Source organism: Rhodoligotrophos sp. CJ14 (assembly GCF_038811545.1).
Lineage (GTDB): Bacteria > Pseudomonadota > Alphaproteobacteria > Rhizobiales > Im1 > Rhodoligotrophos > Rhodoligotrophos ferricapiens.
On sequence record NZ_CP133319.1, the window covers coordinates 2,201,282 to 2,226,027 of the forward strand.

Annotated in this window: 22 protein-coding genes; 16 read left to right on the top strand and 6 right to left on the bottom strand. The window is 64.9% G+C overall.

Annotated features, from left to right (window positions below):
• Nucleotides 1–314 precede the first annotated feature (314 nt).
• From RCF49_RS10240 to RCF49_RS10250, 3 genes are read left to right on the top strand one after another with little or no spacing between them, the layout of a single operon-like run.
• A complete protein-coding gene (locus RCF49_RS10240) occupies nucleotides 315–965 on the top strand; it encodes a BON domain-containing protein (protein ID WP_342643923.1) in 651 nt (216 codons plus the stop codon).
• 26 nt (nucleotides 966–991) lie between these two features.
• Nucleotides 992–1,375 carry a hypothetical protein gene (locus RCF49_RS10245; protein ID WP_342643924.1) on the top strand — a complete coding sequence of 128 codons (384 nt, stop codon included), beginning with the start codon at nucleotides 992–994 and terminating at the stop codon, nucleotides 1,373–1,375.
• Entirely contained in the window at nucleotides 1,347–1,784 is a 438-nt protein-coding gene (locus tag RCF49_RS10250; protein ID WP_342643925.1) for a universal stress protein, read from the top strand. The genes RCF49_RS10245 and RCF49_RS10250 overlap by 29 nt, the downstream gene beginning before the upstream one ends.
• Nucleotides 1,785–1,937: 153 nt before the next feature.
• Here RCF49_RS10250 and RCF49_RS10255 read toward each other — a convergent pair whose 3' ends face one another.
• Together RCF49_RS10255 and RCF49_RS10260 are read right to left on the bottom strand one after the other, a co-directional pair.
• Nucleotides 1,938–2,375, bottom strand: coding sequence for a universal stress protein (locus RCF49_RS10255; RefSeq protein ID WP_342643926.1), 438 nt, complete (start codon nucleotides 2,373–2,375; stop codon nucleotides 1,938–1,940).
• A gap of 152 nt (nucleotides 2,376–2,527) precedes the next feature.
• A complete protein-coding gene (locus RCF49_RS10260; protein WP_342643927.1) occupies nucleotides 2,528–3,358 on the bottom strand; it encodes a universal stress protein in 831 nt (276 codons plus the stop codon).
• Between the two features lie 205 nt (nucleotides 3,359–3,563).
• Between RCF49_RS10260 and RCF49_RS10265 the strand changes: the two genes are divergently transcribed.
• The 9 genes from RCF49_RS10265 (at nucleotide 3,564) to RCF49_RS10305 (ending at nucleotide 12,694) form a co-directional block, all read left to right on the top strand.
• Nucleotides 3,564–4,010, top strand: a complete 447-nt coding sequence (locus RCF49_RS10265; RefSeq protein ID WP_342643928.1) for a YgaP family membrane protein — start codon at nucleotides 3,564–3,566, stop codon at nucleotides 4,008–4,010.
• Between the two features lie 160 nt (nucleotides 4,011–4,170).
• Entirely contained in the window at nucleotides 4,171–5,856 is a 1,686-nt protein-coding gene (gene cydD / locus RCF49_RS10270) for a thiol reductant ABC exporter subunit CydD (RefSeq protein WP_342643929.1), read from the top strand.
• Nucleotides 5,853–7,544 (top strand): thiol reductant ABC exporter subunit CydC, encoded by a 1,692-nt coding sequence (gene cydC, locus RCF49_RS10275; protein WP_342643930.1) that lies wholly within the window; start codon nucleotides 5,853–5,855, stop codon nucleotides 7,542–7,544. The genes cydD and cydC overlap by 4 nt, the downstream gene beginning before the upstream one ends.
• Nucleotides 7,545–7,584: 40 nt before the next feature.
• Nucleotides 7,585–9,162 (top strand): cytochrome ubiquinol oxidase subunit I, encoded by a 1,578-nt coding sequence (locus tag RCF49_RS10280; protein ID WP_342643931.1) that lies wholly within the window; start codon nucleotides 7,585–7,587, stop codon nucleotides 9,160–9,162.
• A gap of 4 nt (nucleotides 9,163–9,166) precedes the next feature.
• Entirely contained in the window at nucleotides 9,167–10,324 is a 1,158-nt protein-coding gene (cydB, locus tag RCF49_RS10285) for a cytochrome d ubiquinol oxidase subunit II (protein ID WP_342643932.1), read from the top strand.
• Between the two features lie 17 nt (nucleotides 10,325–10,341).
• Nucleotides 10,342–10,470, top strand: a complete 129-nt coding sequence (cydX, locus tag RCF49_RS10290) for a cytochrome bd-I oxidase subunit CydX (RefSeq protein ID WP_342643933.1) — start codon at nucleotides 10,342–10,344, stop codon at nucleotides 10,468–10,470.
• 77 nt (nucleotides 10,471–10,547) lie between these two features.
• Complete coding sequence (locus RCF49_RS10295) at nucleotides 10,548–10,988, top strand: host attachment family protein (RefSeq protein WP_342643934.1); 441 nt, start codon at nucleotides 10,548–10,550, stop codon at nucleotides 10,986–10,988.
• A 31-nt stretch (nucleotides 10,989–11,019) separates the two neighbouring features.
• Nucleotides 11,020–11,442, top strand: coding sequence for a universal stress protein (locus tag RCF49_RS10300; RefSeq protein WP_342643935.1), 423 nt, complete (start codon nucleotides 11,020–11,022; stop codon nucleotides 11,440–11,442).
• A 25-nt stretch (nucleotides 11,443–11,467) separates the two neighbouring features.
• Nucleotides 11,468–12,694, top strand: a complete 1,227-nt coding sequence (locus RCF49_RS10305; RefSeq protein WP_342643936.1) for an APC family permease — start codon at nucleotides 11,468–11,470, stop codon at nucleotides 12,692–12,694.
• Between the two features lie 23 nt (nucleotides 12,695–12,717).
• On the opposite strand, the gene RCF49_RS10310 is transcribed toward RCF49_RS10305, so the two are convergent.
• The gene (locus RCF49_RS10310) at nucleotides 12,718–15,393 is read right to left on the bottom strand and encodes a bifunctional acetate--CoA ligase family protein/GNAT family N-acetyltransferase (protein WP_342643937.1); all 2,676 of its coding nucleotides are present in this window, start codon (nucleotides 15,391–15,393) and stop codon (nucleotides 12,718–12,720) included.
• 147 nt (nucleotides 15,394–15,540) lie between these two features.
• Here RCF49_RS10310 and RCF49_RS10315 point away from each other — a divergent pair, with 147 nt between their 5' ends.
• The 4 genes from RCF49_RS10315 (at nucleotide 15,541) to RCF49_RS10330 (ending at nucleotide 21,574) form a co-directional block, all read left to right on the top strand.
• Nucleotides 15,541–16,563, top strand: coding sequence for an HlyD family secretion protein (locus RCF49_RS10315; protein WP_342643938.1), 1,023 nt, complete (start codon nucleotides 15,541–15,543; stop codon nucleotides 16,561–16,563).
• Nucleotides 16,563–19,280, top strand: coding sequence for a ribosome-associated ATPase/putative transporter RbbA (gene rbbA / locus RCF49_RS10320; RefSeq protein WP_342644172.1), 2,718 nt, complete (start codon nucleotides 16,563–16,565; stop codon nucleotides 19,278–19,280). Before RCF49_RS10315 ends, rbbA begins: the two co-directional genes overlap by 1 nt.
• Before the next feature lie 4 nt (nucleotides 19,281–19,284).
• Nucleotides 19,285–20,400, top strand: coding sequence for an ABC transporter permease (locus RCF49_RS10325; protein WP_342643939.1), 1,116 nt, complete (start codon nucleotides 19,285–19,287; stop codon nucleotides 20,398–20,400).
• 97 nt (nucleotides 20,401–20,497) lie between these two features.
• A complete protein-coding gene (locus RCF49_RS10330) occupies nucleotides 20,498–21,574 on the top strand; it encodes an NAD(P)-dependent alcohol dehydrogenase (protein WP_342643940.1) in 1,077 nt (358 codons plus the stop codon).
• 6 nt (nucleotides 21,575–21,580) lie between these two features.
• Here RCF49_RS10330 and arcC read toward each other — a convergent pair whose 3' ends face one another.
• Genes arcC through RCF49_RS10345 form a run of 3 tightly spaced genes read right to left on the bottom strand, consistent with a single transcriptional unit; the run spans nucleotide 21,581 to nucleotide 24,737 of the window.
• A complete protein-coding gene (arcC, locus tag RCF49_RS10335; protein WP_342643941.1) occupies nucleotides 21,581–22,492 on the bottom strand; it encodes a carbamate kinase in 912 nt (303 codons plus the stop codon).
• A gap of 3 nt (nucleotides 22,493–22,495) precedes the next feature.
• Nucleotides 22,496–23,497, bottom strand: a complete 1,002-nt coding sequence (gene argF / locus RCF49_RS10340) for an ornithine carbamoyltransferase (RefSeq protein ID WP_342643942.1) — start codon at nucleotides 23,495–23,497, stop codon at nucleotides 22,496–22,498.
• Nucleotides 23,498–23,519: 22 nt separating this feature from the next.
• Nucleotides 23,520–24,737: an arginine deiminase gene (locus tag RCF49_RS10345; RefSeq protein WP_342643943.1), complete on the bottom strand. Its 1,218-nt coding sequence runs from the start codon at nucleotides 24,735–24,737 to the stop codon at nucleotides 23,520–23,522.
• Nucleotides 24,738–24,746: the final 9 nt, after the last annotated feature.

The window sequence follows — 24,746 nt, forward strand, 5'->3', positions numbered from 1 at the left end:
GGGTTTTAGAGCGGTTGCAGATGGGCTGGAACGGCCGAAATGCGGCGCATAGCCGCCGTTGGCTAGTATCAGCCAAAATGTCCGCTATTGGGTGAAGGCGAGGTTTGCCTGAACGTCCGAGAAGGGGGCGCAAAGCGGTCATCTTGGCATCTAGCTATGGGACCTCGCTTGGGCGCTAGAATAGTTCAACGGGCATATGTCTCTCCGGCGTTCAGCGTGCGACCCCGGCAATAGCAATTTGACATGCCTCAATGCGGCCGTCTCCTTCCTTAGCTTGAGTATCAGCAGATGAACTCTCAGTGCGGAGCAAGGCTATGGACGATCTCAAGCTGCGTAACGACATCCTTGACGAGCTCGAGTTCGAGCCGAGCATCAATGCTGCCAATATTGGCGTGGCGGTGTCCAACGGCATCGTGACCTTGAGCGGTCACGTGGCGAGCTATGCAGAGAAGCTTCAGGTGGAGAAGGTCGTGAGGCGAGTGCGTGGTGTGCGCGCGATCGCCGAGGAGATCGAGGTTCGCTATCCCAGCGATAAATCGGTTACGGACGACGATCTTGCCAGGCGTGCTGCGGATGCTCTGCGTTGGGACGTGACTGTGCCTCACCAGCAGATCGAGCTCGTGGTGGAAAATGGCCTGGTTCGGCTTCTCGGCGAAGTTCCCTGGCAGTTCCAGAGAGTGGCTGCGGAGAAGGCGTTGCGGACGCTGATCGGGCTGGTCGGCGTGGCGAACGATATCGTCGTCAAGCCGACCCTGCAGCAGGCCGACGTGAAGAAGCAGATCGAGAACGCGCTGATGCGCCGCGCCGAGATCGAGGCAAGCGGCATCAGCGTCACGGTCACGGACGGCAAGGTGATCCTCGACGGAACGGTGGATACCTGGGACGAGCACGACGCCGTCGAGAATGCGGCATGGTCGGCCCCAGGCGTCAAGCAGGTGATCGATCATTTGAAGATCGGCCGATAGCCCCCTCGGGCAAGCGGGAGGCGGGCATGAAACAGCTGATCGTTCACCGGAGCGGCCAAGCTTGGACCATACAGTTCAACGGCCGGGACTATGATGCCTTTGCAAGCCAGCAGGCGGCGGTCGCCAAAGCGTTGGAATGGGCGGCAAAGGCCGAGCGCCAAGGCCATGTGGTGCGCGTGCTGCTGGCTGCGGTCGAGGTGGAGAAGCTGCACGAGAACCAGATCTCACGCATCTGTTTCGTGGAAACACGGCCCCACGTGCTGGCTCGAAGAAGGCCGGCGGTCGGCCAAAGTGGCGGGCGTTCTTCTCAAGGCTCGCACGGCCTTGTGACCTTCGGCGGCCCAAGACTAGCTAGCCTGAGACGAACCCTGGAGGCGCCCCATGTTTCAGCATGTTCTGATACCGACTGATGGATCCCCTCTTTCCGCGGCCGCCGCGGAAAAGGCCATGGCCTTCGCCCGGGATGCCGGCGCGAGGGTCACAATGCTCTCCGTGGTCGAGCCGTATCCGGGCATCACAGGCGATTCCGTCGAGCGAGCAGAGGCACGGGCGCAGTTCCAGCAGATGGCCCGGGAGCACACGGCAGACTCCCTATCCTATGCGGCGCAAAAGGCGCGAGCGCTTGGCATCGCCTGCCAGACGGTACAGGCCGAGAATGGCGATCCCTGGCGCGTGATCGTCGAGACCGCGACGGCAAAGGGCTGTGATCTCATCGCGATGGCGTCGCACGGCCGCCGGGGTTTAGCGGCGCTGCTGCTCGGCAGCCAGACCACAAAGGTCCTGACCCATTCCAAAATCCCGGTCCTCGTCTACAGGTAAGCGAGGCTTGATCGGCACACGAGCACGCCACGGTCAGCGAGTGTCCGCAATGATCCGGACGTCAGCCGCCTGAAGGACGATCACAGAGCGGCGATGCCGGCAATGCGGCACCGCCGCTTTCATTTCAACAAAGTGCATCAGATCTCAGGTGGTTCAGCGGTAGACGAGCACCGGAATCCTGGAATGCGTCAGGACCTTCAGCGTCTCGCTGCCCAGGAGGAGCGCCTCCATCCCGCGCCGTCCGTGGGATGCCATGGCGATCAGGTCACAGCTCTTGGCGGACGCCGTGTCGATGATCGCCTGATAGGGCTGCTCATGCTCGGTCAGGACGGTTTCGCAGGGCACACCAAGCGCATTCGCGCGCTGGGCGGCCCGCCTCAAGATACCTGCTGCGTCCTCGCGCACATGACGCTCATAAGTCTCGCGGGAATAAGAGACCTGCTCCGGGTCCATGGAGAACAGGTGGAACGGTTCCGTCACAATGAGCAGAGTGACTTTCGCCCCAGCGTCTCGGGCGAAGGCCAAGGCGCGCTCGACGGCGCTGGTGGACAAGAGAGAGCCGTCGGTGGGCACGAGAATATGCGAATACATGGGGCAACCTCCACTGCGAGAGCCGCGGCGCGATCGACTGCGCGCCGCGGAGGCATCCTGTCAGGGTGCGCTGTTCCTATGAGACCGCAGGCTGGGCATTCGCGCATTGAGCCAAGTCAAATGGTCGGAGATCATGGTGGCTGAAGGGCGAACTAACGCGCCATCAGCATGGGAACCGGGCATGTCTTCAGGAAGTCGCGGGTGACGCCACCCATTACCCACTCCTGAAACCGCGACTGGCCGTAGGCGCCCATCACCACGAGATCCGGCCCGATGTGCTGGATCTCGTTCAGAAGCGCGGCGGAACGGCGGTGCCAATCGGCAACATGCCGGATCTCGACGGAAATGCCATGACGCGAGAGATGCCGGGCCAGATCGGCCCCGTTTTCCAACTTGAGCTCCTCCGCCGGATCATCCTCGATGAGGGCGACGTGGACCTGCTTGGCACGGTGCAGAAAGGGCATGGCCTCCGCCACGGCCCTGGCGGCTTCACGCGAGCCGTTCCAGGCGATCAGGATGGCTGTCAGCTCCTTGGGCTGTGCGTCCGGCGGCAACACGTAAACGGCCCGGCCTGAATGGAACAGCGCCGTCTCGAAAATCCCGGTCCAGCGGGGCTCAGCCGCTCCACCATAGGGCCGCGTGGCTATGAACAGGTCACGGCACCGGCTCTCGATGACGATCGTATTGTAGAGTTCGATCTGGTAGAGATCGAGGCGCTTGACCTCGCTGCGAATGTCCAGCTTGCCCATCCGATCGAGCAGCCGTGCATGGATACGCTCGCCCTGCGCGCGCATTTGCTGCTGCAGTTCGTCTAGCAGCGAGCTGACGAAATGGGGCGCAACGGGCCACATGTCGCCTGGTATGAGGTTGACGTAAAGGCCGGTGAGATAGGCATCGAAGCCGGACGCCAGCCCCGCTGCATGGGCGATACGCAGCGCGTCATCATCCGTACCGTCCAGATGCACCAGAATGTCCTTGATCATCTCGGATGCTCTCGCGTGAGGGTTTCCAGTCAGGCGCTCATTCTCTCGAGAACAAACGGCGTCGCATTGACCTGGATCACATCTCACCCACCCTGCGTTTAGCCATGAATGGGCGGTGCGACCTTCGTTCTCCACGCCCGGGAGGCCGAGCTTTGGAGTCACGCTCGCCAGAATCTCAACGTCATCCATTCACAGGAGATTTGCCATGATGCCCAGCGGAACGGATCGCGTGGAGCGCAACACGGCTCAGGAAATCAATCGGCGAATTGCGGCGGCAACGGAGCAGAGCATCCGCTGGCATGCACACCATCCGGAGAGGATTGACAACCGGCTTGCCGAGCTTGATCGCGAGTGGGACATCGAGCGCGTACTCGAAGCAAATGCGGCGAGCCTCGCTCTTGCGGGTGTCCTGCTGGGCGTGACAGTGAACAAGCGATGGCTGCTGCTGCCTACCGCGGTGACCGCGTTCCTGCTGCAGCATGCAATACAAGGCTGGTGCCCGCCCCTCCCCCTCTTACGTCGCCTAGGGTTCAGAACCGCGCTGGAGATCCACGAGGAAAGGGCGGCACTCAAGGCCCTTCCTGGAGACTTCTCTGGTGCAAGGAACGCGCCGATGCCAATGGATGCCGCTCTCTCCGGCGCGAGGATCTAAATCGGATCCTTGTGGAGCAGACGGTTTCATAACGGTACGCACTACACCAGCCACGAGTCGTCGCTCCTGCCGCGGCTATTGATAGAGATCAATCACGAGGATCGAAGCACGCTGTAAGCATTTGGCGAGTGATGTATCACAGCGCCTGCGACGGCTCGAAATGACCTCCGATAGACGTTCCAATGACTGCGTCCGCCTCAGCAGTGGTCCAGTAACACTCCAGATTGTTGCATCTCTACTATGGATCCCGCAGGCTGCTCTGCTGAGTCTAGCGGTCGGAGCGATCGCCGCCGGACAGGGCCTTGAGACGGCCATCTGGGCCGGCGCTGGCGTGCTGGTGCTCGGGATCGTGCGATCGATGGCCGACGCACTCGGCGCTCGCCTGGCCTTTCGGGCGGCACGGTCGTCCCTGTCCGAACGGCGAGCCCGGGCCGTGGCAATGCTGGCCGCGCTCTCGCCTCTCGATGCAACCCGGCCGTCCTCGGGCGCAGCCGCCAGCGCCCTGGCCGAGCAGGCGGAAGCCATCGTGCCTTATCTCGCGCGTTTTCGTCCGGCGCGCCTCAAGGCGACGGTCGTTCCCCTGGCCATCTTCCTGTGCGTCTTGGCATTCTCGTGGGCGGCAGCCTTCGTCCTGCTCGTCGCCGCTCCGCTCATCCCGATCTTCATGGCCCTGATCGGCTGGCGCGCCAAGGCGGCCAGCGAGGCGCAACTGCTTGAGCTCGGTGGCATGAACGCCTTTCTCCTCGACCGGCTGCGCGGCCTTGTCACCATCCGGTCGCTCGGCGCGGTCGATGCCACGGCCCGGCGGCTCCGAGCCGATGCGGACAACCTGCGCAAGCGCACCATGGCCGTCCTGAGGATCGCCTTTCTCTCCTCCGCCGTGCTGGAGCTCTTCGCGGCACTGGGCGTGGCCATGGTCGCCGTCTATGTCGGCTTTCACCTGCTGGGCGAGCTCAATTTCGGCGCCTGGAGCCACAAGCTGTCGCTGAGCCAGGGCCTGTTCATCCTGCTGCTCGCCCCGGCCTTTTTCGAGCCGCTGCGCGACCTCTCGGCGGTCTGGCACGATCGCGCCGCCGGAGCGGCCGCGCTTGATGCCCTCGATCGGCTGTCCGCGGACGCAACGCAGCGCCTGAACGCCGACGCCGGCGCGAACGCCCGGCCGCGCCCGGTGGCGCTCGCCGGCATGCCGCCCGAGATCGTCGTCAAAGACCTGCGCTTCCGCCATGCGAATGCGGCGACTCCGGTATTCGATGGCTTCGATGTCACGGTTGCGGCCGGCGAGCACGTGGCGCTGCTGGCGCCCAGCGGCTGCGGAAAGTCCACCCTGCTTGCGCTGGTCGCAGGCTTGGCAATACCCGAGGCCGGCAGCATCGCAATCGGCGGCGAGCCGCTGACGGCCGCATCCGTGGCGCAGCTGCAGCGGCGCATGGCGTGGATCGGCCAGGCCCCGCATATTTTCGCCGGGACGATATCCAGCAATGTCACGCTCGGCCGGCCGGAGATCGGAAAGCGGGATGTGGCCGAGGCCTTGCATTTTGCCAAGCTGGACGGTGTGGCGGCGCGGCGCGGCGCTGCACCGATCGGCGAGAACGGGGTCGGCCTGTCCGGCGGCGAGGCTCTGCGGCTGGCGCTGGCGCGGGCGGCCGCATCCCCCGGCGCCGGACTGATCCTCGCGGATGAACCCACCGGCCATCTCGACCGCGCGACTGCCCGCGAGATCACCGAAGGTCTGATCACGCTGGCCACCGGGCGCACCCTGATCGTCGCGACGCATGATCCAGAGCTTGCTGCACGCATGGACCGGATCATCGCCTTGACGCCGGCCTCCTTGGAGGCTGCCGCATGATGTCCCACCTGCGCGACCTGAACCCGGTGGTGAAACTGTTCCTCGCGGGCAATCGGAGGCCGTTGCTCAGGGGGGCGCTGCTCTCCATGGCCACCGTTCTCTCGGGGGTTGCCCTGCTCGGGCTGTCCGGCTGGTTCATCACCGCCACCGCCATTGCCGGCCTGACCACCGCCACGGCACTCGCCTTCGATGTCTTTGCGCCATCGGCCGGGATCCGGTTCCTGGCACTCACGCGCACCGCCGCTCGCTACGGGGAAAGGCTCACCACCCACGATGCGACCTTGCGGGTGCTGAGCGCCCTGCGCGAGCGCCTGTTCAGGGGCTGGGCGGAGCCCGGCGCGGCGGCACAGTTGCTGCACCAGCCCGCCCGGCTTCTCTTCCGACTCACGCTCGACGTCGACGCGCTCGATTCGCTCTACCTGCGCGTGGTGGTGCCGCTCGGTGCCGCCATCGCCGTGGCCATGGCCGCGGGCTTGGTCTTCGGGCTGATCGATCCCCTCGCCGGCCTTGCCCTTGCCGCCGTTCTTCTCGGCGCGGGACTCGGCGTTCCACTGGGCGCCGCGCGGGCGGCCCAGCGCCCGACACGCCGCCGTGCCCACGCGCTCGAGGCGTTGCGCGCGCGGGTGATCGACCTGGTGGCGGGGCAGACGGAGCTTGCCATGGCCGGCCGGCTTCCCGCACAGCTGGGGGCCGTGGCCGCAGCGGACCTGCGGCTTGCCGAGACCGACAACGCACTCAACCAAATCGAGACGCAGGTCAGCGCGACCTTCGGATTCCTGAGCGCCCTCCTGCTCGCTGGAGCGCTCGTCGTCCTGGCCGCCTTTGCCGAAGGCGGCACGATCGGTGCGCCCGTCGCCGCTCTCGGTCTGCTCGTCGCCCTGGCTGCGCTCGAACCGTTTGCCGCCTTGCGCCGCGGCGCCGTCGACCTCGGCCGCACCCTGCTTGCGGCCCGCCGGATCGCACCCCGCCTGGCACCGGCGCAACAGGCCCCGAGCACACCCTTGCCACCGGACGGATTTGCCGCCCAGCTTTCGCGGGTGACAGTGAGGCATCCCGGCGCGACCGATCCGGTCCTCGAAGAGCTCTCGCTGACCATCCGTGACGGCGAGCGGCTGGCGCTCATCGGCCCCAGCGGTGCGGGCAAATCGACGATCCTCAAGCTGCTGGCCGGCGAATTGCCGGTGGAGCAGGGATGCTTCAGCGGTCATACCGCAACCCTGCTCACCCAACGCACCGAGCTGTTCCAGGACAGCCTGCGCGACAACCTGCGCCTGGCAGCCCCGCGGGCCGACGACGCCCGGCTCACGGATGCCCTTGAGGCGGCCGGCCTCGCCAAGGACGTGAAAGCCTTGCCGGAAGGGCTTGACATGCGCCTCGGCGAGGGCGGGATCGGCCTCTCGGGCGGGCAGTCGCGCAGGCTGGCGCTCGCCCGCCTGCTCCTGCGCGATGCTCGGCTATGGCTGTTGGACGAGCCGACAGAGGGGCTGGACGGCACGACGGCGCGCGACGTGCTGGCGAGGCTTGCCGCGCGGGCGGGGCAACGCACCGTCGTCATCGCCACGCATATTCGGCGGGAGGCGGCCATAGCCGACCGCCTCGTGATCATGGACCGCGGACGCATCACTGCCATGGCGCGGCGCGGAGAGACGGCCTTCGATGCCGCCCTTTCCGCGCTGCGCCCGGATTGAGCCCGCACGAGCAGGAGGCCGGCGCAACCGGACGAAACAGATGGAACTCGACGTTGTAGACCTCTCGCGCCTGCAATTCGCGATCACGGCGCTCTATCACTTCCTGTTCGTACCGCTCACGCTCGGCCTGGCGGTGCTGCTGGCAATCATGGAGACGGTCTATGTCATGACCGGGCGCGCGATCTGGCGCGACATGACCAAGTTCTGGGGCACGCTGTTCGGCATCAACTTCGTCCTCGGCGTCGCCACGGGCCTGGTCATGGAATTCCAGTTCGGCATGAACTGGAGCTATTACAGCCATTATGTCGGCGACATCTTCGGTGCGCCGCTCGCCATCGAGGGCCTGATGGCCTTCTTCCTCGAGGCGACCTTCGTCGGCCTGTTCTTCTTCGGATGGGACAAGCTGTCGAAGCTCGGCCATCTCACGGCCACCTGGGCCGTCGCCATCGGCTCCAATCTCTCGGCCCTGTGGATCCTCATCGCCAATGGCTGGATGCAGAACCCCGTGGGCTCGACCTTCAATCCCGAGACCATGCGCATGGAGGTGACCGACTTCTTCGCCGTGCTGATGAACCCGGTCGCCCAGGCGAAATTCGTGCACACTGTCTCGGCGGGCTATGTCACCGCCGCCGTATTCGTGCTCGGCGTCTCGGCCTGGTACCTGCTCAAGGGCCGCCATATGGAGCTGGCCAAGCGCTCGATGACCGTGGCCGCGTCCTTCGGCCTTGCCGCCTCGCTCTCGGTGGTCGTGCTCGGCGACGAGAGCGGCTACCTGTCCACCGAGCATCAGAAGATGAAGCTCGCCGCCATTGAGGCCATGTGGAAGACCGAGCCGGCCCCAGCCGCCTTCACCCTGTTCGGCTTCCCCGACCAGGCGAGCCGGGAAACCCATTATGCGGTCCATGTGCCGTGGGTGATGGGCCTGATCGGCACACGCTCGCTCACCACGGAAATCCCGGGCATCGAGGAGCTGGTCGAGCACGCAAAGGTCCGCATCCGCAACGGCATCGTCGCTTTCGACGCACTGCAGAAGATCCGGGCCGCCGGCAGCACGACCGCGATCGCGCCCGAATTGCGCGCCGCCTTCGAGGACAATGGCCATGATCTCGGCTACGCGCTCCTTTTGAAGCGCTACCTGGATGACCCGCGGCAGGCCACCGACGCGGAGATAGAGCGTGCCGCCTGGGACACCGTTCCGCATGTGCCCTCGCTGTTCTGGTCGTTCCGCATCATGGTCGGCCTGGGCTTCTTCTTCATCGTGCTCACCGCCGTCTTCTTCTTCCTCTCGGCCCGGCGCCAGCTCGACCGCTATCCCTTCCTGCTGCGGGTTGCCGTCGTGGCGATCCCGCTGCCATGGGTCGCCGCGGAACTGGGCTGGGTCGTCGCCGAATTCGGACGGCAGCCCTGGATTATCGAGGGCGTGCTGCCGACGGCGGCGGCCGTCTCCAGTCTCGGCGCCTCCACGGTGCTGCTCACCATCGCCGGCTTCGTAGCGATCTATACGGTGCTGATTGTCGTCGAGATGACGCTCATGCTGCGCGCGATCCGCAAGGGTCCCGAGGATGAGGAAGCACCGACGCCGCAACCACTCTCCATGTCCCTTGCAGCCGCGGAATGATGCAATGATCCTGCATGAACTGATCGACTATGATACCCTTCGCGTCGTCTGGTGGCTGCTGCTCGGCATCTTGCTGATCGGCTTTGCCGTGATGGACGGGTTCGATCTCGGCACCGGCGCACTCCTGCCTTTCGTGGCTAAGACCGACACCGAGCGCCGCGTCGTGATCAATGCGGTGGGCCCGGTCTGGGAGGGTAATCAGGTCTGGCTGGTGCTCGGCGGCGGGGCCGTCTTCGCCGCCTGGCCGCCGCTTTATGCGGTCTCCTTCTCAGGCTTCTATCTCGCGATGTTCGCCATCCTGTTCGCGCTCATCCTGCGTCCGATCGCGTTCAAATATCGCTCGAAGCGCGAGAGCACGGCCTGGCGCACAACTTGGGACTGGGCGCTGTTCGTCGGCGGCTTCGTGCCGGCGCTAATCTTGGGCGTCGCGGTCGGCAATGTCCTGCAGGGCGTGCCCTTCCGCCTCAATGACGAACTTCGCATCTTCTATGACGGAACGACCCTGTTCGAGCTGCTCAACCCGTTTGCGCTGCTCTGCGGCCTCTTGTCGGTAGCCATGCTGGTGATGCACGGAGCGGCGTGGCTGGTGCTGAAGACGCAAGGGCCGGTGGCGCGGCGCGCGCGGAACTTTGGCGGGCTTGCAGCGATCGGCACGATGGTGCTATTCGCCATCGGCGGGCTTTGGCTGTGGCTGGGCATAGACGGCTACCGCATCACCAGCGAGGTCGCGACAGCCGGTGCCTCGAACCCGCTGGCCAAGACCGTGGAGCAGGCCTCCGGCGTCTGGTTCGGCAACTATGTCGGCCATGGCTGGATGGTAATCGCACCGGCGCTGGGCTTCATTGGTGCGGCAAGCGCCCTGGGCTTCATGCTCGCCCGTCGCGAGGTGGCGACCGTGCTGGCGAGCGCCTCGTCCATTCTCGGAATCATCTCCACCGTCGGCTTGTCGATGTTCCCGTTCATCCTTCCCTCCTCGGTCGACCCCAAATCGAGCCTGACCGTGTGGGACGCATCGTCGAGCCACCTGACGCTCTTCATCATGCTGGTGGTGACCGTGATCTTCGTGCCCGTCATCGTTGCCTACACGGCCTGGGTGTACCGGGTGCTCTGGGGCAAGGTGGACGAAAAGGCCATCACCGATGGCAGCGGGCACGCTTACTGAACTGAAAGGAGAATGACATGTGGTATTTCGCCTGGATGCTCGGCCTGCCGCTCGCAGCCGCCTTCGCCGTGCTCAACGCCATGTGGTACGAGCTGATGAACGAAGAAGCCGCCGCACCCCAGCAGGCAGTCGGACCCGGCAACTGATACAGATCAATGCCCGTTGGGCCCTAAGGGAACTAGTAGCTCTCGCCAGAGCATCGCTGCCTGATCGGAGAACGCTAATGGGAACGCGCATTCATCATGATGAGCATGTGCTGGTTTGCGACGGCAGGAAAGGCTTTCTTCTGCACAACGAAGGTGATGCCACCGACTTGAACCTGAAGGTCGAGCAAGTGTTCAAGGCTGGAGAAAACCCTTCGGCGGCGGCGCAAGGCGCTGACCGGCCGGGCCGGCAGCAGGGCCGTAATTTTCCGACCAGCGCCTTCGAGCAGACGGATTGGCACCAAAGGGTCGAAACGGAATTCGTGCGCGAGGTCGCCGAGGCGATCAACGCGCTCGCGAACGGAAAGGCCCTCGGTCCGCTGGTCGTCATCGCGCCGCCGCAAGCCTTGGCGGAGATCCGGCGCCATCTGCATCCGGCCGTAACCGTGAAAGCCGAGCTCAGCAAGGAACTGACCAACCTACCCGCTCACGAAATAGAGAATCACTTGGCTAATCTGTAGTCGGACCCCGCAGTCCGCTTTGGAGGCGATCATGTTCAAGAATATACTTGTTGCGGTGGATCTTGCCGAAGTCGAGCGGTCGCAGGAGACACTCGAGGCAGCGGCGGAACAGGCCAAGTCCAGCAACGGCATGGTCCACGTCGTCTATATCCGCCCGATGCTCATCGAGGCTGTGCTCGAATACCTGCCGGAGAATTATTATAGCGAGGAGGAGCGGACATCGCTGGCGGCACTGCAGGACATGGCAGACAAGGCCGGGCTGCCGCGTGACCGTGTCTCGTTCTCATGCCCGATAGGCTCCGCTTATGAGAAGGTGCTCGAAGCCGCGCGCGAGCACAATGCCGACCTCATCGTCGTCGGCGCTCACCGCACGGGGATGACCGGCTTCCTCCTCGGGTCCAACGCTGCCCGCGTGGTGCGGCATGCCCCGTGCTCGGTCCTGGTCGCGCGTTAGCTTCAGCTTGGTTGCGAACCGTCAAATGACGCCCAGCCAAACAGCTTTGGACGTGCCCGCGCCGCAACGCCTGCCCCGTGTTCTCGGCCCCGCGCTCCTCACCTTTTATGGACTCGGCGTCATTATCGGTGCCGGCATATACGTTCTCGTGGGCACCGTCATAGGGACTGCGGGTCAGGCGGCGCCTTGGGCATTTCTTCTCGCCGGCCTTGTGGCGGGCCTAACCGGCCTTTCCTATGCGGAGCTGTCGGTGCGCTATCCCGAAGCCGCTGGTGCAACGGCGTTCGTCAAGGAGGGGTTCGGCTCGGATCGGCTGTCGCAGCTGACCGGCCTCATCCTCGCAGCGGTGGTCATCGGCACGACAGCCTCCATTGCCCGTGGCAGCATCGGTTATATCGAGCACTATCTCGGCATCTCGTCTCCGTTGATCGCCGGCGGCATCGTGCTGATCTTCACGGGCATCGCCTGCCTTGGCGTGCGGGAAAGCGTCGGGCTTGCCGCACTCATGACGGTGATCGAAATCGGAGGTTTAGGCGTGGTCGTGCTCGCCGGATGGCAGATCGGCGGATTGCAAGGGCTTACTGCTCTCGATCCATGGCCGACCGGCCTTGGTGCTCTCGCCTCCGGGGCCTTCATTGCCTTCTTTGCATTCATCGGCTTCGAGAACCTGGCCAATATGGCGGAAGAGGCCCGCCAGCCGCAACGCAGCCTGCCGCGCGCCATCCTTTTCAGTCTGATCATTAGCGCCGTACTCTATGCCGCGGTAACCGTCGCCCTCCTGGTTGCCGTTCCACTGGCGCAGATCTCAGAGTCATCTGCTCCACTGCTGCTTGTCATCAGACAGTCGGCGTGGCTGTCACCTGATCTGTTCGCGGCAGCGGCACTCATTGCCGTGCTGAATGGCGTGCTCATCCAGTTGGTCATGCTGGGCCGGCTCCTGTTTGGGATGGCTCGCCGAGGCTGGCTCCCAAACCAGCTCGCTAACCTGGCAACCCGGCTGAAGACCCCCGTACGGGCGACTCTGGCCGGGGGGATCATCACGTCGGCGTTAACGGTGGCCTTTCCTCTCGCGTCCCTCGTGAGCGCGAGCAGCACGATCACGCTCCTGGTCTTCATCCTCGTGAATCTCGCTCTTTGGCAGATCAAGCAGCGTCGGAGCCCGACCGGAGCGGGCTTCACAGTTCCGAAGCAGCTTCCGCTTGTGGCCGCTCTGGCCAATCTGTGTCTGATCCTTGCCCAGGCGCTGGCTTAGCGTCCTCGGAGGAGGATGTTCTGCTAGTACCGCAAATCCAATGCGGCGACGAACAGGCCCGGCTCTCGAGGGTCGTGGCGGACGGTGAAGCCGAGCTCACGCGCCATCTGCAGCATCTTGGCATTCTCGCTGAGGATAATCCCCTCGATCCGATTGAGCCCGTCCGCGCGGCCATAGGCGATCAAGTGCTGCAGTAAGGCCCAACCCAGGCCGCGGCCCTGGAGATCGCTGCGGACCAGAACGCCGTATTCGGCAAGCTGATGGTCGGGATCGGCCGAGAGGCGCGCGACACCAGCCAAGGCGCCGGCGGCATCGAGGGCAACGAATGCGATTTCCCGGTCATAGTCGAGCTGGGTGAGCCGAACGAGCATCTCGCGGGAGAATTGCTTCTGCGGCGCAAAAAAGCGCAGCCGCATGTCGTCGGCCGAGACACGAGCGACAAAGTCCGGGTAAAGCGATGCGTCCGCCGGCCGGATCGGCCGCAGCCGATAGAGATGGCCGCCCAGATCGAGCTCCTTTTCCCAACCGGACGGATAGGGCCGGATGAGAAGATCCGGATTGGGGGCTGTACGATCGATCTCAGCCGGAGCTATTTCGATGCGCGCGTCCAAGGCGACGACGCCGGCGCTGTCGGCCAGCAGCGGATTGATATCCATGGCCACGAGGCAGGGAAAGTCGACCACCATCTGCGAAAGGCCGTTGAGGGCGCGAAGGATGGCGGCCCGGTCCGCCGGCCTCCGGTCGCGGTAGCCGGCGAGCAGGCGGCCGATCCGGGTCTGATCGACGAGATCACCCGCCAGCACGTCGTCGAGCGGCGGCAGGGCGATGGACGTGTCGTCAAGCACCTCGACCGCGATACCGCCGGCGCCGAACAGGATCACCGGCCCGAAGATCGGGTCGCGATTGAGCCCGAGAATGAGCTCGTGAGCACCCTTCCGCGCGACCATGGGCTGCAGCACATAACCGTCGATCACATCGGCGGAAGCGGCGGCCGCGACCCGCTGCGCGATAGCTTCTGCCGCCTCCCGCGCGGCCGCGGGCGTGGTCACGTCCAGGATGACGCCGCCCACGTCGGATTTGTGCGTGACGGCCTTCGACAGCAGCTTGACGGCGATGGCGCCGCTCGAACCCAGCAGCCGCCCCGCGGCATTCTCCGTCTCCTCTGCCGAGTGCACCACCACTGTTTCCGGCGTGGGAATGCCATAGGCGACTATGGCCGCCTTGGCTTCCGGCTCGGTCAGCATGCGCCGGCCTTCGGCTGCCGCCTGGCGGAAAATGGCCCGCACCGTCTCGCGGTCGCCACGAACCATCTCGCCTTGGGCTTGCGGCACCCGGGAGAGCATAGCCTGCGCACGCGACCACTTGCTCAGATAGGTCATGGCGATCGCCGCGTCGGACGGGGTTTCGTAGCTCGCCACGCCGGCCTCTTGAAGGATGCGGCGTCCCTCCCGGGCCGTGTGCTCGCCCAACCAGCAGGCCAGCACGGGCTTTCCCGCGATCGTGCCCGCCCGTACCAGGGATGCAACGGCCTGCGCAGCCTCGGCCGCAGAGGCAATACCCGTCGGACAGTTCAGCACCAGGAGCGCCTCGACGTCCGGATCGGCGGCAACTGCCGCAACTGCAGCCCGGTAGCGCTCGGGCGGCGCATCGCCGATGATGTCGACCGGATTGGCGCGGGACCAGTTCACCGGCAACATGCGATCGAGCGTCTCGATGGTTCCGGCCGACAATGTCGCCAGCTTGCCCTTGCCATCCATGAGCTGATCGACCGCCAGCACGCCCGCGCCGCCACCATTGGTGACGATGCCCACCCGCGCCTGCCGCAAGGGGCGGAACCGCGCAATGGTTTCCGTCGCGTCGAACAACTCGCCAAGACTGCCGACCCTGAGAATGCCGGCCCGCGCGAGGACCGCCTCCACAACCCGGTCCGATCCGGCGAGCGCTCCGGTGTGGGTCGCAGCGGCACGCGCCGCCTCCTGATGTCGCCCGGGCTTGATGGCGATCACCGGTTTGAGCCGCGATGCAGCCCTGGCCGCCGACAGGAATTTGCGCGGGGCCGGGATCGACTCGAGATACATGACGATCGCGCGGGTTTGCGGGTCGTTGGCGAGCAGGTCGAGATAATCGCCGACGTCCACGTCAGCCATGTCGCCCAGAGACGCGATCTGAGAGAAGCCCACGCCATTATCGGCGGCCCAGTCGATTAGCGAGACGGCGATGGCGCCCGACTGGGAGATCAGCGCGATATGGCCGGGGCGCGCGCCCATATGGGCGAAGCTGGCATTGAGCTTGGCCGGCGGGATGACCAGGCCAACGGTGTTCGGGCCAATGATCCGGAAGAGATGGGGCCTTGCGGCATCCAGCATCGCCTGGCGCTGCGCCGGGCTGAGCCCCGCCGTGATCACCACCGCAATGCGGCAGCCCTTGTCGCATAAGTCACGCACGATTCCGGGTACGGTATCCGGCGGCGTGACGATGATGGCGAGATCAGGCGTGCCGGGTATGTCCTTGATCTTGCCATAGCAGCGCAGGCCCGCGACCCTCCGGTACTTGGGATTGACCGGCCAGATGAGCCCTGCGAAGCCGCCAGCCACGATGTTGTCGAGGACCACGGTGCCGACCGCGCCCGGCCGGCGCGATGCGCCGATCACCGCAACGGATTTGGGATGGAGGGCTGTTGCGAGGTTGCGGATCGTCATGACTTTCCCGGATAGCCAGCAATTGCCGTTAGCCCCGAGTAATAAGGACAACTCAAATCAGGCTCCGTGATCTGCATCAATGTCTTGGCGCCCTCACGCAATAGGCTGGCGGCATAGACATAACCTGGATCGCTTCGGAGCCTCGAATTGCGGACGATTTACATACCGGTCTTCTTGGCGATCTGGACAGCGGCGGTGCTGGCCTGGCAACCGGCGAACGCACAGGATCGAAGGTTGCAGGAGACGCTTCAGCAACTGTGGGACCGCTTCGGGGGCCGTTCGCTGCCCCGCGAGATCGCCTCCTCCAACGGCCGGATCGAGGCGGAACAGGTCCTGATCGCCGCGAAGTTTGCCGGCCGGGTGGCCGATGTGCTGGCAGAAGAAGGTCAGACGATCGAAGCGGGTGCCGTGATTGCCCGTATGGATATGTCAGAGCTCGATGCGCAGCGGGTCGGTGCGGAAGCCCAGGTGAGGCGCAGCGAGCGGGCGATCGCGCAGGCCGAGGCCGCCATTGCCCAGCGGAAGAGCGAGCGCCTGCTGGCGGAGCAGGAATTCAAGCGGACAGCGACGCTGCAGGCCCGGGGCTATGCCACGAACCAGGAGCTCGATCAAAGACGCAGTCAGCTCAACGTCGCCGAGGCCGCTGAACGCGCTGCGCAAGCCTATTTGGATGAGGCTCAGGCGGCTGCCGATGTTGCAAGGGCCGAGGTTACGCGCATCTGTTCACTTCTGGAGGATGCCGTACTGGTGGCGCCCCGCCGCGGCCGCGTGGAATATAGGCTGGTGCATGCAGGCGAGGTGGTTGCGGCGGGCGCCCCGATCGCCACGCTGCTCGATTTGGCCGATGTGTACATGACGATCTTCTTGCCCGCGCGCACGGCAGGCCGGTTGGCCCTGGGCGACGAGGCGCGGATCGTGCTCGATCCGGCACCCGACTACGTTATTCCCGCCACTGTGAGCTTCGTCGCCAGCGAGGCACAGTTCACGCCCAAGACCGTCGAGACGGCGGATGAGCGCGAGAAGCTGATGTTTCGGGTGAAGCTGCAGCTCTCACCCACGCTGCTCAAGGAATATGAAGACCGCGTCAAGATCGGCGTGCGGGGCGTCGCCTATGTTCGGACGAGCCGGAGCGCCGCATGGCCCGACAATCTCGCCGTGAAGCTCCCATGATGAACGACGTGGCCGTTTCATTCGAGGGGGTCTGCCATCGCTATCGCAAGGTGATGGGATTGACCGGGATCACCCTCGCCATTCCGTCCGGTTGCATCGCGGGGGTGATCGGGCCTGACGGCGTCGGCAAGTCGACCCTGCTGTCGCTCGCGGCCGGCGTAACGCGGCTGCAAACGGGCAGGCTGCAGGTGCTTGGTGGCGACATGAGGCGGCCCGGCAACCGACGGCTCGCACGCGCCCGCATTGCCTATATGCCCCAGGGCCTCGGCCGCAACCTCTACCCGACCCTGAGCGTCGCTGAAAACCTGCATTTCTTCGGGCGACTGTTCGGCCAGGCGCATGGTGAACGCGAGGAGCGGATCGAGGAGTTGCTCCTCGCCACGGGCCTTGCGCCTTTCGCCGATCGACCCGTCCAGAAGCTTTCGGGCGGCATGAAGCAGAAGCTCGGCATCTGCGCGGCTCTGATCCACGATCCCGATCTTCTGATCCTGGATGAGCCGACCACGGGCATCGACCCGCTGTCACGGCGGCAGTTCTGGGACCTGATCGCGCGCATGCGACGTCGCCGGCGGGGCATGAGCCTTATCGTCGCCACGGCTTATATGGAAGAGGCCGAGCTTTTCGACTGGCTTGCCGCTATGGATGCCGGCCGCGTGGTGGCAACGGGAAGCCCGGACGAGATCAAGTCTTCCACCGGCGAGCCGGATTTCGAGCGGGCATTCGGGGCTTTGCTGCCGCCAGAGCGGCGTCTGGCTGAACGTGCCGTTCCCGATCTGCCGCTCGAGGCCCATGACGGCCCGCCGGCGATCGAAGCCGAAAACCTCACTTGCCGCTTCGGCAACTTCACCGCTGTCGATCGCGTCAGCTTTCGCATCGCGCGCGGCGAGATCTTCGGCTTTCTCGGCTCGAATGGCAGCGGCAAGAGCACCACCATGAAGATGCTCACCGGACTTCTGCCGGCAAGCGAAGGCAGGGCAAGGCTTTTCGGCCGGCCGCTCGACGCCGATGACATGAACACCCGCCGCCGGGTGGGCTACATGTCGCAATCGTTCTCGCTCTACGGAGAACTCAGCGTCCATCAGAACCTGGTCCTGCATGCTCGGCTCTTCAACGTGCCGCGGGCGGAGCGGACGGCGCGCATCGACGAACTGATGGAGCGGTTCGCGCTTGCGCCAGTTGCTGACATGCGCCCGGAAAGCCTGCCGCTTGGCATTCGGCAGCGGCTGCAGCTCGCGGTCGCCGTCGTTCACCGGCCAGAGATCCTGATCCTGGACGAGCCTACTTCGGGTGTCGATCCCCTCGCGCGCGAGCAGTTCTGGCACAGCCTGATCGGGCTCTCCCGAAGCGAGGGCGTCACCATCTTCTTGTCGACCCATTTCATGAGCGAGGCCGAGCGTTGCGACCGCGTATCGCTCATGCACGCGGGCAGGGTTCTCGCGGTGGGCAGCCCCGAGGCGCTTAAGCTGGCGCATGGGAAGGACAGTCTGGAAGACGTATTCGTATCCATGCTGGAGAAGGAGGCGGGGGCCTCCACGGCCACTGCCGAACCCGATCGGGCGAGCAGCCCGCCACGCCGGGCGAAGCCGCGCATTGCGGATCCGCGGCGCCTTTGGGCCTATGCCTGGCGCGAAGCTCTCGAGATCGTCCGGGATCCGGCAAGGCTGGTCTTTGCCCTGGCCGGGCCGGCGCTTCTCCTGATCACCTTCGGCTATGGCATCTCCTTCGACGTCGAGAACCTGCCCTTCGCCGTCTTCGATCAGGATCAGTCGGCGCAGAGCCGCCAATTGCTCGATAGTTTCCAGAGCTCGCGCTATTTCGAGGAACGGCCGCCGATTGCCTCTCCGCAGGCGCTGGACGCGCGCCTTGCGAGCGGGGAGCTCAAGCTCGCCATCGAGATCCCCCCGAATTTCGGGCGCGACCTGTTGCGCGGACAGCAGCCGGAGGTCGCGGTATGGCTCGACGGCGCTATGCCGTTTCGCGCCGAGACGACACGCAGCTATGTCGCCGGGGTCGCCCAGAGCTATCTGGCCGGGCAGGCCCTGCGTAACAGCGGGCGGGAGGCCGCCCCCTACCCTATCTCCATAGAGCCGCGTTTCCGCTACAATCAGGCGTTCCGCAGCGCCAATGCCATCGTGCCGAGCGTCATCATGCTGATGCTCGTGCTGATCCCGGCGATCATGACGGCCTTGGGGGTGGTGAAGGAGAAAGAGACCGGCTCGATCGCCAATTTCCAGGCGACACCCGTGACCAAGCTCGAATTCCTGCTCGGCAAGCAGCTGCCCTACGTCGCCATCGCCTTGCTGAGCTTCATTTCGCTCGTCCTGCTCACCCGGTTCGTGTTCGAGGTGCCCATCAAAGGCTCGCTGCCGACCCTGGTGCTGGGCTCGCTGGCCTACATATTCGCCACCACGGCCTTCGGCCTCTTCCTGTCCAGCTTCGTCCGCAGCCAGGTCGCCGCCATATTCGCCACCGCCATCGTGTCGCTCGTGCCCGCGGTGAACTTCTCGGGCCTCCTCACTCCCGTCGCGACGCTGACGGGTGCCGGCCGCCTGATCGGGTTGAGCTTTCCCGCCGCTTGGTATCAGCCTGTAACCGTCGGCGTCTTCACAAAGGGACTAGGGTTCGAAGCGCTGTGGGGCAACGTGGTCGTGCTGGCGGCATTTGCCGCGGGTTTCCTCGCGGCGGCAACGCTCGTCCTTCGCAAGCAGAAGGCCTGATGCGATGCGCCTCAAAACGGTCTTTCGCCTCGGGATCAAGGAACTTCACAGCATCAAGGCCGACCCGGTGCTGGCGCTGCTGATCGCCTATGCCTTCACCATGGCTGTTTACACCGTGGGCACCAGCGCGGAGTTCGAGGTCCGCAACGCGCCGGTAGCCGTCGTGGACGAAGACCGGTCAATATTGTCGTTCCGCCTGAGCGACGCGCTGCTCGAACCCTATTTCCAGGAGCCCGTCCTGATCGGCGCCGACGAGATCGATCCGAGCATGGATGCCGGCCGCTTCACTTTCGCGATAGAGATCCCGCCCCGTTTCCAACAGGACGTGATTGCCGGCCGCCAGCCCACGGTGCAGGTCGATGTGGATGCGACCGCCATGTCCCTCGCGGGCAACGGCGCAGCCTACATCCAGAACATACTGTTGCAGGAAGTGCGCGCCGCCTTGCCGGACCTGTCGGAACCGCAGCCAGCCAACGTGGTGGTCCGCGCCAAGTTCAATCCGAACCTGAGGTCCGCCTGGTTCACGGCCGTAATGCAGGTCATCAACAACATCACCATGCTGGGTGCGATCCTCACCGGCGCCGCACTGATCCGCGAGCGCGAGCATGGTACCATCGAGCATCTCCTGGTCATGCCAGTCTCAGCAGGAGAGATCATGCTGGCCAAGATCTGGGCCAACGGTCTCGTCATCATCGCCGCCACCGCATTCTCACTTTACGTGATGGTGGAGCGCGTCTTGGCCGTGCCCATCACCGGCTCGATTCCGCTCTTCCTGTGCGCAACGGCGCTCTACCTCTACTCCATCACGGCGTTGGGACTGCTCATCGCAACCCTTGCCAGCTCCATGGCGCAGTTCGGACTGATCATCATACCGGTGCTGGTGATCATGAACCTGCTCTCCGGCAGCACCACGCCGCTCGAGAGCATGCCGGGCTGGCTGCAGGTGATCCTGCAGCTCTCGCCCGCCCTGCACTTCGTGAGCCTGTCGCAATCGGTGCTCTATCGCGGTGCCGGGCTTGCGATCATCTGGCCACAAATGCTGGTGCTCGCAATCTTCGGGCTCGTGTTCGTGGCGGCCGCGAAGCTGAGGTTCCGCCAAGCATTGCTGAAGATGAGGTGATCCCTCCAGCCGGCTTCGATCCGTTTCCCTGATCTGCATCAAAGCGGTCTTGCGGCAGCCAAATATTCTGCTGACGCACCAGCAGCAGGAGTTCCCGATGACCAAGACTATGAAGGCCGCGATCTTCGTCGAGCCCAACCGGATCGTGCTCGACGAGAAGCCAATTCCGGATGTCGGCCCGCTCGATGCCCTCATCCGCATCACCACGACCACGATCTGCGGCACCGATATCCATATTCTCAAGGGCGAGTATCCCGTTGCGCGCGGGCTTACGATCGGCCACGAGCCGGTCGGCGTCATCGAGAAGCTCGGATCCGCGGTGCGGGGCTTTACGGAGGGCCAGCGGGTGATCGCCGGTGCCATCACACCGAGCGGCCATAGCGCTGCCTGCCTGTGCGGCTGCCATTCGCAGGACGGCACCGGAACCAAGCATGGCTTCAAGCCCATGGGCGGCTGGCGCTTTGGCAACACCATAGACGGCGCTCAAGCCGAATACCTGCTCGTCCCCGATGCCATGACTAATCTCGCGGCCATTCCCGACGGGCTCACCGACGAGCAGGTGCTCATGTGCCCCGACATCATGTCGACGGGCTTTTCCGGCGCCGAAAGCGGGAAGATAAGGATCGGCGATACGGTTGCGGTTTTTGCCCAAGGACCCATCGGCCTCTGCGCGACGGCCGGCGCGCGGCTCATGGGGGCCACCACAATCATCGGCGTCGAAGCCGTGCCGGCGCGCATGGAGATCGCCCGCAAGATGGGGGCAGATCACGTCGTCGACTTCAGCAAGGTCGATCCCGTGCAGGAGATCATGCGACTGACCGATGGGCGCGGCGTCGACGTCGCCATCGAAGCGCTCGGGCGGCAGCAGACGTTCGAGGCCGCCCTGCGCGTGCTGCGTCCGGGCGGAACCCTCTCCTCGCTCGGCGTCTATTCGAGCGATCTCAAAATCCCGCTCGATGCTTTCTTCGCCGGCCTTGGGGATCATAAGATCGTCACGACCCTGTGTCCCGGCGGCAAGGAGCGCATGCGCCGGCTGATGGAGGTGGTGGCGGCAGGCCGCCTCGATACCCGGCCGCTGGTCACGCACCGGTTCAAGCTCGATGACATCGTGGCTGCCTATGAGCTGTTCGCCAACCAGCGCGACGGCGTGCTCAAGGTGGCGATCACCCCGTGATCGCCATCAGGCGGAACCCTCGATCCAGGTGCCTCGCTCGCGCCGCGTGATGGCCAAGGCATCGGCCAGCGCGCCAATCGCGGCGGGGCGCCGTACAGCCCGGGCAAACTCGATCGCTGCCTCGACCTTCGGGCGCATGGATCCGGCCGGGAACATCATGGCCTGCAGCTCGTCAGGTCCCGCTGATGCAATCGGACGCTGATGGGGCGTGCCGAAATCCGTATAGACCGCGTCCACGTCGGTGAGCAGCAAGAGCATGTCGGCCTCAAGCTGCCGGGCCAGAAGCGCGCTGGCAAAGTCCTTGTCGATTACCGCCTCGATGCCGATCAGGCTGCCGTCTTGCCGCTCCACCACCGGAATGCCCCCGCCCCCGGTGCAGATGACGATGACGTCCTGCCGGGCGAGCAGATCGATGACGGCGATCTCCAGGATCGCGAGTGGCCTGGGCGATGACACCACCCGGCGCCAGCCGCTCCCGTCCCTGGCAATATGCCAGCCCCTCTCCTGTTTGAGCCGGGCGGCGGTCGCCTCGTCATAGACCGGGCCGATCGGCTTGGTCGGTTGCTTGAAGGCCGGATCATCGGCCGCGACCCTTACCTGGGTGAGCAGGGTCGCAAAGAGGCGCTCTTGAAGAAGAGCATGCAGCTCCTGCTCGATCATGTAGCCGATCATGCCCTCGCTTTCCGCGCCCAGCACATCGAGCGGATAGGCGCCGTCAGCCGGTCCGGCGGCAGCCTGCAACGCCAGCAATCCGACCTGCGGTCCGTTGCCATGGGTGATGACCAGCGCGTGGCCCGCTTTCACGAGCTCTGCCAGAGCCTTTGCCGCGCGACGGATATTGGCGCGCTGATTGTCGGCTGTCAGCGCTTCGCCGCGTCGGAGCAAGGCATTGCCGCCCAGGGCGACCACGATGCGCATGGGCTAGCCTCCTATGGTGGCCACGAGAATGGCTTTGATCGTGTGCATACGGTTCTCCGCCTGATCGAAGACGATCGACGCCGTGGACTCGAACACCTCTTCCGAGACCTCCATGCTGCTGATGCCGAAGCGCTTGCAGATCTCGGCGCCGACTTCGGTTTCCGTGTTGTGGAACGCAGGCAGGCAGTGCATGAACTTCGCATGCGGATTGCCGGTGGCTTCCATCACGTCGGCGGTCACGCGGTAGGGCGTGAGCACGGCGATCCGCTCGGCCCAGACGTTCTCGGGCTCGCCCATGGACACCCATACATCCGTATAGATGAAGTCGGCCCCGGTGACGGCGCCCGCAATCTTGTCCGTGAGCGCGAAGCGAGCGCCGGTGCCCTCCCCGATTGCACGGATGCGATTGACGAAGACCGGATCCGGCCACAACGACTTGGGGGCAGCAATGCGCATCTCGAGGCCGACCTTGGCGGCGCCGATCGCCAGGGATCGTGCCACATTGTTGCGGCCGTCGCCCAGGAAGGCGAGCTTCATGTCCGACAGATGCTTGTGGGTGAACTCACGCATCGTCATGAAGTCGGCAAGCGTCTGGGTCGGATGAGCTTCATCCGTCAGACCGTTATAGACCGGCACTCCCGCATGGGCGGCAAGGGTCTCTACATTGGCTTGCTCGAAGCCGCGGTATTCGATGGCATCATACATGCGGCCGAGCACCCGGGCGGTGTCCTTCATTGACTCCTTGTGCCCAATCTGGCTGCCGGACGGTCCGAGATAGGTCACGTGGGCGCCCTGATCGTAGGCCGCCACCTCGAAGCCGGTTCGGGTGCGGGTCGAATCCTTTTCGAAGATGAGGGCGATGTTTTTGCGCGTGAGCCTCGGCTGTTCATAGCCGCCCGTCTTGGCGGCCTTCAGCTCGGCGGCAAGGCGCAGGAGGAAGCGGATCTCGTCCGGGGTGAAATCGTCCAGGGCCAGCACGCTGCGGCCGCGCAAATTGATGGGCATGATGTCATTCCTGTGTTCGGGATCAGAGAGGGTCGCGGGCGATGGGGCAGCTCATGCAATGGCCGCCGCCGCGCCCCCGGCTCAGCTCGGAGCCGTCAATGGTGATCACCTCGACGCCGGCACGCCGCAGCAGGGTGTTGGTGTAGACGTTGCGGTCATAGGCGATCACCACGCCCGGCTCGACGGCCACCACATTGTTACCGTCATCCCACTGCTCGCGTTCGGCGTTGTAGCTGTCGCCTCCTGTGGCAACGGTGCGCAGTGCCCTCACCCCTATCGCCTCGGCGACCACATCGATGAAGGATGCGGTTTCCTCCGCCACCGACACCTCCCCCGCCCAATTGCCGGGGCGCAGGGAATAGGTGCGGAAACGCTCCACCACGGGAGGATAGAAGGTCACCAGATCGCGGTCGCAGAAAGTGAACACCGTGTCGAGATGCATATAGCTGCGGTCTCGCGGCATCTGCGCGACGATGATCCGCTCGGTCTCGCCCGCATCGAACAAATGGCGCGCCAGGCGGACGACACCTTGCGGCGTGGTGCGTTCACCCATGCCGACGAGAACGGTGCCGTTGCCGATGGGCATGACGTCGCCGCCCTCGAGGGTGGCGATGCCCGTATCCTCCGATGAGGCGATGATGTTGACGGCCTCATCGCGAAACCGCGGATGGAAGCGGTAGACGGCCTCCACGTTCGCGGCCTCCGCACGGCGCGCCGGCCAATACATGGCATTCACCGAGACGCTGCCATGGATCCAGCAGGAGCTGTCGCGCGTGAACAACTGGTTTGGCAGGGGCGGCAGCACGAAGTCGTTGGGGCAGAGCGCCCGCCCGGTCAGGCCGGCCGGCTCGAACGGGAGTTCCGCCCGCGCGATGCCGCCCACCAGGAAGCGTGACAGCTCGGCGCTTGGCATGTCGTCGAGCCAGCCTCGCAGCTCATCCACCAGATCCATGCCGACGGTTGCAGGGTTGACCCGGCGGTCGAGCAGCCAGCGGCGGGCGTCCGGCAGTGCGACCGCCTCCGCGAGCATCTCGCCGAAATCGTGCACCACCACGCCGCGCTCGCGGAGCGCATCAGTGAAGATGTCGTGCTCCTGACGCGCTCGCTTCACCCAAAGCACGTCGTCGAACAGCAGGGCCCGGCAGTTTTCGGGGGTAAGCCGGCGCAGGCTGAGGTCGGGGCGGTGGACCAGCACCTCACGAAGCCGGCCCACCTCGGAATGTACGCCAACGGAAGTCATTCTCGTGTC

Coding starts and splice junctions, on each gene's coding strand:
- RCF49_RS10240 (WP_342643923.1), top strand. CDS start 315: ATGGACGATCTCAAGCTGCGTAACGACATCCTTGACGAGCTCGAGTTC.
- RCF49_RS10245 (WP_342643924.1), top strand. CDS start 992: ATGAAACAGCTGATCGTTCACCGGAGCGGCCAAGCTTGGACCATACAG.
- RCF49_RS10250 (WP_342643925.1), top strand. CDS start 1,347: ATGTTTCAGCATGTTCTGATACCGACTGATGGATCCCCTCTTTCCGCG.
- RCF49_RS10255 (WP_342643926.1), bottom strand. CDS start 2,375: ATGTATTCGCATATTCTCGTGCCCACCGACGGCTCTCTCTTGTCCACC.
- RCF49_RS10260 (WP_342643927.1), bottom strand. CDS start 3,358: ATGATCAAGGACATTCTGGTGCATCTGGACGGTACGGATGATGACGCG.
- RCF49_RS10265 (WP_342643928.1), top strand. CDS start 3,564: ATGATGCCCAGCGGAACGGATCGCGTGGAGCGCAACACGGCTCAGGAA.
- cydD (WP_342643929.1), top strand. CDS start 4,171: ATGACCTCCGATAGACGTTCCAATGACTGCGTCCGCCTCAGCAGTGGT.
- cydC (WP_342643930.1), top strand. CDS start 5,853: ATGATGTCCCACCTGCGCGACCTGAACCCGGTGGTGAAACTGTTCCTC.
- RCF49_RS10280 (WP_342643931.1), top strand. CDS start 7,585: ATGGAACTCGACGTTGTAGACCTCTCGCGCCTGCAATTCGCGATCACG.
- cydB (WP_342643932.1), top strand. CDS start 9,167: ATGATCCTGCATGAACTGATCGACTATGATACCCTTCGCGTCGTCTGG.
- cydX (WP_342643933.1), top strand. CDS start 10,342: ATGTGGTATTTCGCCTGGATGCTCGGCCTGCCGCTCGCAGCCGCCTTC.
- RCF49_RS10295 (WP_342643934.1), top strand. CDS start 10,548: ATGGGAACGCGCATTCATCATGATGAGCATGTGCTGGTTTGCGACGGC.
- RCF49_RS10300 (WP_342643935.1), top strand. CDS start 11,020: ATGTTCAAGAATATACTTGTTGCGGTGGATCTTGCCGAAGTCGAGCGG.
- RCF49_RS10305 (WP_342643936.1), top strand. CDS start 11,468: ATGACGCCCAGCCAAACAGCTTTGGACGTGCCCGCGCCGCAACGCCTG.
- RCF49_RS10310 (WP_342643937.1), bottom strand. CDS start 15,393: ATGACGATCCGCAACCTCGCAACAGCCCTCCATCCCAAATCCGTTGCG.
- rbbA (WP_342644172.1), top strand. CDS start 16,563: ATGAACGACGTGGCCGTTTCATTCGAGGGGGTCTGCCATCGCTATCGC.
- RCF49_RS10325 (WP_342643939.1), top strand. CDS start 19,285: ATGCGCCTCAAAACGGTCTTTCGCCTCGGGATCAAGGAACTTCACAGC.
- RCF49_RS10330 (WP_342643940.1), top strand. CDS start 20,498: ATGACCAAGACTATGAAGGCCGCGATCTTCGTCGAGCCCAACCGGATC.
- arcC (WP_342643941.1), bottom strand. CDS start 22,492: ATGCGCATCGTGGTCGCCCTGGGCGGCAATGCCTTGCTCCGACGCGGC.
- argF (WP_342643942.1), bottom strand. CDS start 23,497: ATGCCCATCAATTTGCGCGGCCGCAGCGTGCTGGCCCTGGACGATTTC.
- RCF49_RS10345 (WP_342643943.1), bottom strand. CDS start 24,737: ATGACTTCCGTTGGCGTACATTCCGAGGTGGGCCGGCTTCGTGAGGTG.